This is a genomic window from Mesorhizobium sp. (genome assembly GCF_024509055.1).
Lineage (GTDB): Bacteria > Pseudomonadota > Alphaproteobacteria > Rhizobiales > Rhizobiaceae > Mesorhizobium.
On record NZ_JANINM010000031.1, the window covers coordinates 1 to 6831 of the forward strand.

At 65.0% G+C, this 6831-nt stretch carries 8 protein-coding genes; 1 reads left to right on the plus strand and 7 read right to left on the minus strand.

Annotated elements, in window-relative coordinates:
- From Q0L57_RS02170 to Q0L57_RS02200, 7 genes are all read right to left on the minus strand, one after another.
- Nucleotides 1-194 (minus strand): SIS domain-containing protein (locus tag Q0L57_RS02170; RefSeq protein WP_296737366.1); only part of this gene is annotated, 194 nt, incomplete at its 3' end.
- 39 nt (nt 195-233) lie between these two features.
- Nucleotides 234-1004 carry a GntR family transcriptional regulator gene (locus Q0L57_RS02175; protein ID WP_296737369.1) on the minus strand — a complete coding sequence of 257 codons (771 nt, stop codon included), beginning with the start codon at nt 1002-1004 and terminating at the stop codon, nt 234-236.
- Nucleotides 1001-1873, minus strand: coding sequence for an ROK family protein (locus Q0L57_RS02180; RefSeq protein WP_296737372.1), 873 nt, complete (start codon nt 1871-1873; stop codon nt 1001-1003). The genes Q0L57_RS02175 and Q0L57_RS02180 overlap by 4 nt, the downstream gene beginning before the upstream one ends.
- Entirely contained in the window at nt 1870-2610 is a 741-nt protein-coding gene (locus Q0L57_RS02185; RefSeq protein WP_296737375.1) for a PIG-L family deacetylase, read from the minus strand. Before Q0L57_RS02185 ends, Q0L57_RS02180 begins: the two co-directional genes overlap by 4 nt.
- The gene (locus tag Q0L57_RS02190; RefSeq protein WP_296737378.1) at nt 2607-3464 is read right to left on the minus strand and encodes a carbohydrate ABC transporter permease; all 858 of its coding nucleotides are present in this window, start codon (nt 3462-3464) and stop codon (nt 2607-2609) included. The genes Q0L57_RS02185 and Q0L57_RS02190 overlap by 4 nt, the downstream gene beginning before the upstream one ends.
- Complete coding sequence (locus tag Q0L57_RS02195; protein ID WP_296737380.1) at nt 3461-4393, minus strand: carbohydrate ABC transporter permease; 933 nt, start codon at nt 4391-4393, stop codon at nt 3461-3463. The genes Q0L57_RS02190 and Q0L57_RS02195 overlap by 4 nt, the downstream gene beginning before the upstream one ends.
- Before the next feature lie 46 nt (nt 4394-4439).
- Nucleotides 4440-5711, minus strand: coding sequence for an extracellular solute-binding protein (locus tag Q0L57_RS02200; RefSeq protein ID WP_296737382.1), 1272 nt, complete (start codon nt 5709-5711; stop codon nt 4440-4442).
- 324 nt (nt 5712-6035) lie between these two features.
- On the opposite strand from Q0L57_RS02200, the gene Q0L57_RS02205 reads away from it, so the two are divergent.
- A partial coding sequence (locus Q0L57_RS02205) for an extracellular solute-binding protein (protein WP_296737384.1) occupies nt 6036-6831 on the plus strand: 796 nt, incomplete at its 3' end.

Here is a 6831-nt window from a genome sequence, read left to right on the forward strand (position 1 = left end):
CCGACATAGCTGCCATAGCGCGGGAACATCTCCTGCGCCGGCAGCACCGAGTGGCCCGAGCCGTAGAGATGGACCAGCCCGCCATTCTCGAGCGTGTCGGCGAAGCGGCTCGCCGCCTGGCCGAAAGCCTCTTCATTGGCTTTCGAGGCCTGTTCGAGGAGAGCGGTAAGACGCGGAATATAGAGATCGGACACTTGGGTACTCCTGTTGTCGTGTCGGCTTGGGATGATGAATCAGCTTCGCGGGTTCGACGGCCCCCGGCCCGCGCGCAGGGTCGAGCGGATCTCGTAGCGGTCGCCGCGCATGACGGAGACGGTGAATTCGAACGGGCCGCGTTCGTCGATGGTGATGCGCTCGACCACGAAGGCCGGGCTTCCCTCGGGCAGGTCGAGCAGTTCGGCATCGGCCGCGCTGACGGCGCCGACACGGTAGTTCTCGCGCGCCTCGACCGGAACGATGCCGTACTCACGCTCCAGCGCCTCGTAGAGCGACCCCTTGAGCAGGCCGGCATCGAGGAAACCAGGCACGCGCGCGGCCGCCAGTTGCGCCGTCTGGATGCCGATCGGCTCGTTGTTGCCGAGCCTCAGCCGCCGGATGCGCACCACGGGATCGCCCTCCTCGATCTCCAGCGCGCCGGCCGCAGCCGCATTGGCCGTGGTCAGGCTGCAATCGAGCAGGCGGGAGCCCGCGACCACGCCGATATTGCCCATTTCCTGCGTGAAGGAGGTAAGCTCGCGCGTGCCGGCGACCAGCGTGGCCGAGCGTACGAACGTACCGCGGCCGTGCTCGCGCCTGAGCAGACCGCTTTCCTCCAGGTTGCGCAGCGCGTGGCGCAGCGTGATGCGGCTGACGCCGAACAGCGCGCCAAGCCGGTCCTCGGCCGGGATCTGGTCTCCCGTCGCCCATTCGCCGCTCTTGACGATGGCGCGGATCGCCTCCTCGACCTGATACCAGAGCGGTTCCGGCCGCCTGCGGTCCGGCTGCTGAAAGCTCGCTTCGCTCATCGGATCTGCCTCCACCCGCTTCCCGCCTGTCCTGCCAGCGCCGCGCCAACCAGGCCGGCGCGGGAACCGAAGACGCCCGGCCTGATCTCGATGTCGCGCAGATGCGGCGGCAGTTGCCGCCGCAGCGCCGCAAGCAGCGGCGCCGCGATCACATCCAGCGCCTCGGCCAGGCCGCCCGAGACCAGGATGACGCCCGGGTCGAGCAAGCCGACGGCGCCGGCAAGCGCCGTGCCCAGCGCCTGTGCCGGCTCTTCCAGCAACGCCAATGCCGCTGAGTTCCCGGCCCGGCCGGCGGCGATCAATTCGCCACCGCTCGCGAACCCGATCTGTGCGGCGAGCGCATCGAGCGCCCGGCCCGAGGCGGCGCGCTCCAGCCAGCCGCTGCGCTCTTCGCCCTGATCTTGCGTGTCCGCGCAGGCCCAGCCGAAGGAACAGGCGCCGCCATGCGCGCCGGCGACGATGCGGCCGTTGGCCAGCACCGCCGAACCGATGCCTGTGCCGATCGCAAGCAGGATGGCGTCGGATGCGCCCTTGGCCGCCCCCTCGGCTGCCTCGGCGAGCAGCGCGATCTGCGCGTCGTTGCCGACCGCGATGCGCATGCCGGGAAAAAGCGTCGCGATATCGACGCCGTCGAGCCAAGGCAGGTTCGGTATCCAGCGGCAGACCGAGCCTTCGGTCAGTCCCGGCACCGCAAGCCCGATCGCTTCGGCCTCGCCCGCCGCCGCAAGCGCGCGGACGCGTGCGGCGAAGGCGTCAAGGGCCTGCGGCGCCGGCTCGCGGATGTGTTGCGAAATCGCGGCGACGTCGCCGGCATAGACTGCGGCGCGCAGATTGGTGCCGCCGAGATCGATGGCGAGAACCCGCGTCATGTGTCGCACCCCCGATCCGCAGGCGGCGCGAACAGCCCGCTGCCCGCATTCCAGGAATGCGACGCGGTCATGAAGGCCTGCGCGTGCCGCGTGCCGCGCAGGCAGCCGCGCAGCCGGTAGAGCGCGCTGTAATAGTCGACATAGGGAAAGCTGCTCAAACCCCGCGCCAGCTCATACTCCATCACCGCTTCGTGCCAGGCGTCGAAGCCGGCGCTGACATCGACAAGATGCTCCGGGCGGAAACCCTCGTCGTCCTCCCAGTTCTCGCCGAAGAGCAGCAGCTGCGGCGTATGCGCCGGATGGGCGCGTTTCAGCGTCGGCAACGCCGAGAAGAAAATGCCGGTCTGGGTGAGGTGCGCCGCGGCGCGATGATCCTTGTGCCAGCTGCCGTGCCAGTGGGTGATGACGACCTCCGGCTGCACCTCGCGGATGACGTCGCAGACCTGCAAGGCGGTCGCGTTGTCATTGGACAGGAAGGCGTCGCGTAGCTTCATGTTGCGCATCGCGACACCGAGGCGGGTCGCGGCCTTCTCCGCCTCGTCCGCCTTCTGCGCCGAATAGTGTTCCGGGATCAGACAGGGATGGCCCTGCTCGCCCATCGAGAGATGCAGGAAGGTGACCTTGGCTCCGCCGCGCGCGGCCGCCGCCGCCAAAGGTCCGGCGATGACCTCGGCATCGAAGGCATGCGCCCCGACGACCAGGATCGAGCGCGCGGCATAGATCTTGTCCTCGATCATTTCATGCCTCCCCCGGCACCGACGCCCTCGCGAATCTGGCGCGCCAGCAAACAATACATGATGAGGATCGGCGCCATGGAGATCGCCAGCGAAGCGAACACCAGGCCCCAATCGGTGCGGAACTGTCCGACGAACACACTGATGGCCAGCGGCACAGTCTTGTAGCGATCGTCGAAGATGAAGATCAGCGGGAAGAAGAAGTCGTTCCACACCGCGATCGCCGTGAAGATGGCGACGATCGACACCGCTGGCTTCACCATTGGCAGCACGATCTGGAACAGGATGCGCGTCTCGCCGGCGCCATCCATGCGCGCCGCTTCATCCAGCTCGGACGGCAGCACGCGCATGAAATTGGCGAAGATGAAGACCGCGAAGGGAATGCGGATCGCCGAATAGACGAGGATCAGCCCGGTGAGAGAATCGAGCAGGCCGAGGCCGCGCATCAGCGTGAACAGCTCGACCGAGGCCAGCCTGATCGGCAACATGATGCCGGAGAGGAAGAGGCCCAGCATGATGCCGTTCCAGCCGAGCTTGTAACGGCTGAGCGGATAGGCGGCCATCGCCGAGACGACGATGGTGAGGATCACCGCGCCTCCGGTGACGATCAGGCTGTTGATGAAGTTGTGGCCGAGATTGGCCCGCGTCCAGGCTCGGACGAAATTGTCCAGGGCCCAGCTTTGCGGCAGGCCGAGACGGTTGTCGTAGATCTCCGCCGTCGTCTTGAAGCAGGAAACGACGAGGATGTAGAGCGGCAACAGCACCGCCGCCGTCCAGACCAGGAGTATGGTCCAGCCGGGCAGACGCGCCAGCCTCTGCGGGATGGCCAGCTTTTGCTGAAGGGACAGCGTGCTCATAGCTGCACCGTCCGTTTGTCGAAAAAGCGCAGCATCAGAAGCGTGCCGATGCTGAGAATGAGGAACAGCATGGTGCCGAGCGCCAGTGCCAACCCGATGTCGGTGATGCCGACGGCGCCCTCCGCGCCGAAGGCCAGCCGGTAGAAATAGGTCACCAGCGTGTCGGTCGAATAGCTCGGATTGCCCTGTACGCCCTGCATCACATAGACGATGTCGAACTGGTTGAAGGTGTTGATGAAGGAGAGTGTCGTCAGCGTGCCGAGCGCCGGCATCAAGAGCGGCAGCGCGATCGAAAACAGCATGCGCCCATTGCCGGCGCCGTCGAGCTTCGCCGCCTCGAACACCTGCGGCGAGATTTGCCGAAGGCCCGCCGTGTAGATCAGCACCGGCAATCCCATCCAGTTCCAGGCGTCGACGGCGATCAGCATGCCGAGCGCGGTGTGGCTGTTACCGAGCACCGTCAGGCTGCCCTGGTGAAGGCCGAGGCCGTTCAGCGCCCATTCGACGATGCCGCCGGGCGCCAGCAAGAGCCGCCACAGCGCGCCGACGATGACGGGGCTGAGCACCGCCGGGAAGAAGAACACCGACTGGAAGAAGGCCGCGCCCCTGTCGCGCAGGAAGAGCAGCCAGGCGAACAGCAGGCCCAGCCCGTTCTGCAGCAGCATGATGCCGAAGAACCAGGCAACGTTGTGCCAGAGCGCGCCATAGAGCCGCGCGCCGCTCGGAAAGACGAACAGCCGCGAGAAATTCGCCAGCCCGGCGAACTCCTGCATGCGCAGCCCTTTCCAGGCAAAGAAGCTGCCCCACAGCGAGAGCAGCAACGGGTAGAGCACGAACAGCCCGTAGACGGCCAACGCCGGCAGGATGAACAGCACGGCCATGCGCTGCTGCGTGCGCTGGAGGCTGGTCGTGCGGCGGGGCTTGCTCATGCTCTGCTCAGGTATGGGTGGAGAGCGGCCGCGACGCGGCCGCCATCTACTGCTTGGGCTTGAACCAGGTGCTGACGGCGGCCTGCATGTCGGCGGCCAGCTTCTCCGGCGCGACATTGCCCTCGACCATGTCGATGATCTCGGACTGCAGCACCGAGGAGGCGGTCGGCGTCTGCCAGCGGAAGCCGACCAGCGTCAGGTAAGGCGTCGAGTTCTTCGACATCTCCATCATCTTGGACAGCACCGGGTCCTTGACCGTGACGTCCGTGCGGGCAGGCGGCCAACCGAGCTCGTCGGCGAACAACTGCGCAAACTCTGCCGAGGCCATGAAGTTCAGCACCTTGATCGCGGCTTCCTTGTTCTGGCTTTCCGAGACGAGGCCATAGGAGCCGTCGGAGAAGGCTGAGGTGTAGAGCTTGGTTGAAGCGTCGTCGGCCGGGAACGAGAACATCGAGAACTTGAGCTTCGGGTTCTGCGACTTGAAGCTGCCATTCTCGAACGAGCCGCCGAAGAACATTGCCGCCTTACCGCCGATGAACTGCTGCGTGGCTGTGGTGTAGTCGATGCCGGCAAAGCCGTCGGAATAATACGGCTTGAGTTCGGCGAAGCGCTTCAACGCCGCGACATAGCGCGGATCCTCGAAGGTCGCCTTGCCGCTCATCATCTCGTCATAGAAACCCGGGCCGTAGAGGGTCGGGCCGATGACACCGACGCCGATCTCCAATTCCCAGGCCGAGCCGTTGGCGCCACCATTGGCGATCGGCGTGATGCCGGCTGCCTTGAGCTTCTCGCAAGCGGCGACGAAGTCCTTGTAGGTTTTCGGAACCTCTATGCCTTGGGCGGCGAAGATCTCCTCGTTGTAGAAGACACCCATCATCGGCACTGAATAGGGCACGCCATAGAGCTTGCCATCGGCACGGCCGCGCGCGCCGCCAAGGGCGGCGTCAGGCATGTTCTTCAATTCCGTCACGCTGTCGTCGATCGCGTCGAGATAGCCGCCGTCGATGAAGGGCTGCAACTCGCCATAGGCCTTGAGCTGGGCGATGTCAGGCCCGCGACCGCCGCGCAGCGCAGTGCTCAGGCGATTCTGATAATCCGCGTCGGGCGTGAACTGGATATCGACCTTGATACCCGGATTCTTCTTCTCGAAGGCTTCGAAAATGCGGTGCATGGCGGCCTCGTCCTCGGTGCGCCAGCTCCACAGCGTCACCGTCGAGTCGGCTCGTGCCGGCAGTGCGGTGAGGACGCCGGCGCAGGCGGCGGCGAGGCCGCCGATCAGGCCAAGCGCGGCGCGCCGGTGGATTGAAAGCATGCTCATTGCCAGTTCTCCCATTTTTTCGATCTTTGAGGCATTCGCCCGGCGGCTAGGCCGCAGTGTCGTCTACTTTTTCGCAAAGTCATTATAACGACATGATGGCATTCGCAAGAGGCAGAGGCCGCCAAACGGGCCCCACTCGATATCGATGCGAAAGCTCTGACTGATCACAAAGCTTTGTAAAATATAAAAAAATTGGAGTAGAAGGCAGCTGCCGAATTTTTCGACCAGCCGATTGCCACGGAGTCTCTCCAGATCGGGGCTTGCATCAAGCCCTTAACTCGTCATAACGTCACGTTACTGTCGCGGCTTATGTGGAGGATGCCGATGTCGCTCGCCTGGATTTCGAAACTGGCTCTGGCCGCGGGTCTCGTCGCGCTTCCGGTGACCAGCTGGGCGCAGTCGGTCAACATCTCCTATCTGACCCATTGGTCGCCCGAGACCGTTGCGCTGCTGGAAGCGGCGGCCAAGGATTTTTCGAAAGCCAATCCGGACATCGCGATCAGCGTGCGCGCGGTTCCGTTCGGCGATCTGCTGACCACGCTGCGCTCGCAGGGCAGCGGCTCCGACGGGCCGACGATCGGCGGCATCTACGACCTGTGGCTGCCCGAGCTCGTGCGAGACAAGCTTGTCGCCCCTGCCCCTGAAGCGGTGGCGAACGAGGTGAAAGCCGCGTGGCCGGCGGGCATCGTCAGCGCCGCCTCGGTCGGCGGCGCGCTCTATGGCATCCCGAACGAGATCGATGTCTATGCGCTGAACTACAACAAGGAACTGTTCAAGCAAGCGGGCATTGCCGCGCCGCCCAAGACCTGGGCCGAATTCAAGGATGCCGCCGCCAGGCTGACCGACAAGGACAAGGGCCAGCAGGGCTTCGGCATGATCAACTCCTGGGCGGCGGGGGTGGTCCATCCCTTCGCCTCGCTGCTCGTCTCCAATGGTGGCAACCTGGTAAAAGATGGCAAGCCGGCGCTGGACAGTCCCCAGGCCGGCGAGACGTTCGCGCTCTATGAAGACTTGATAAAGTCCGGCGCGAGCAATCCGGCGATGGCGACGGCGGACGCCAACACGACCGGTCCGTTCCTCGACAATTTCGTCTCCGGCAAGACCGGCATGATCATCATGG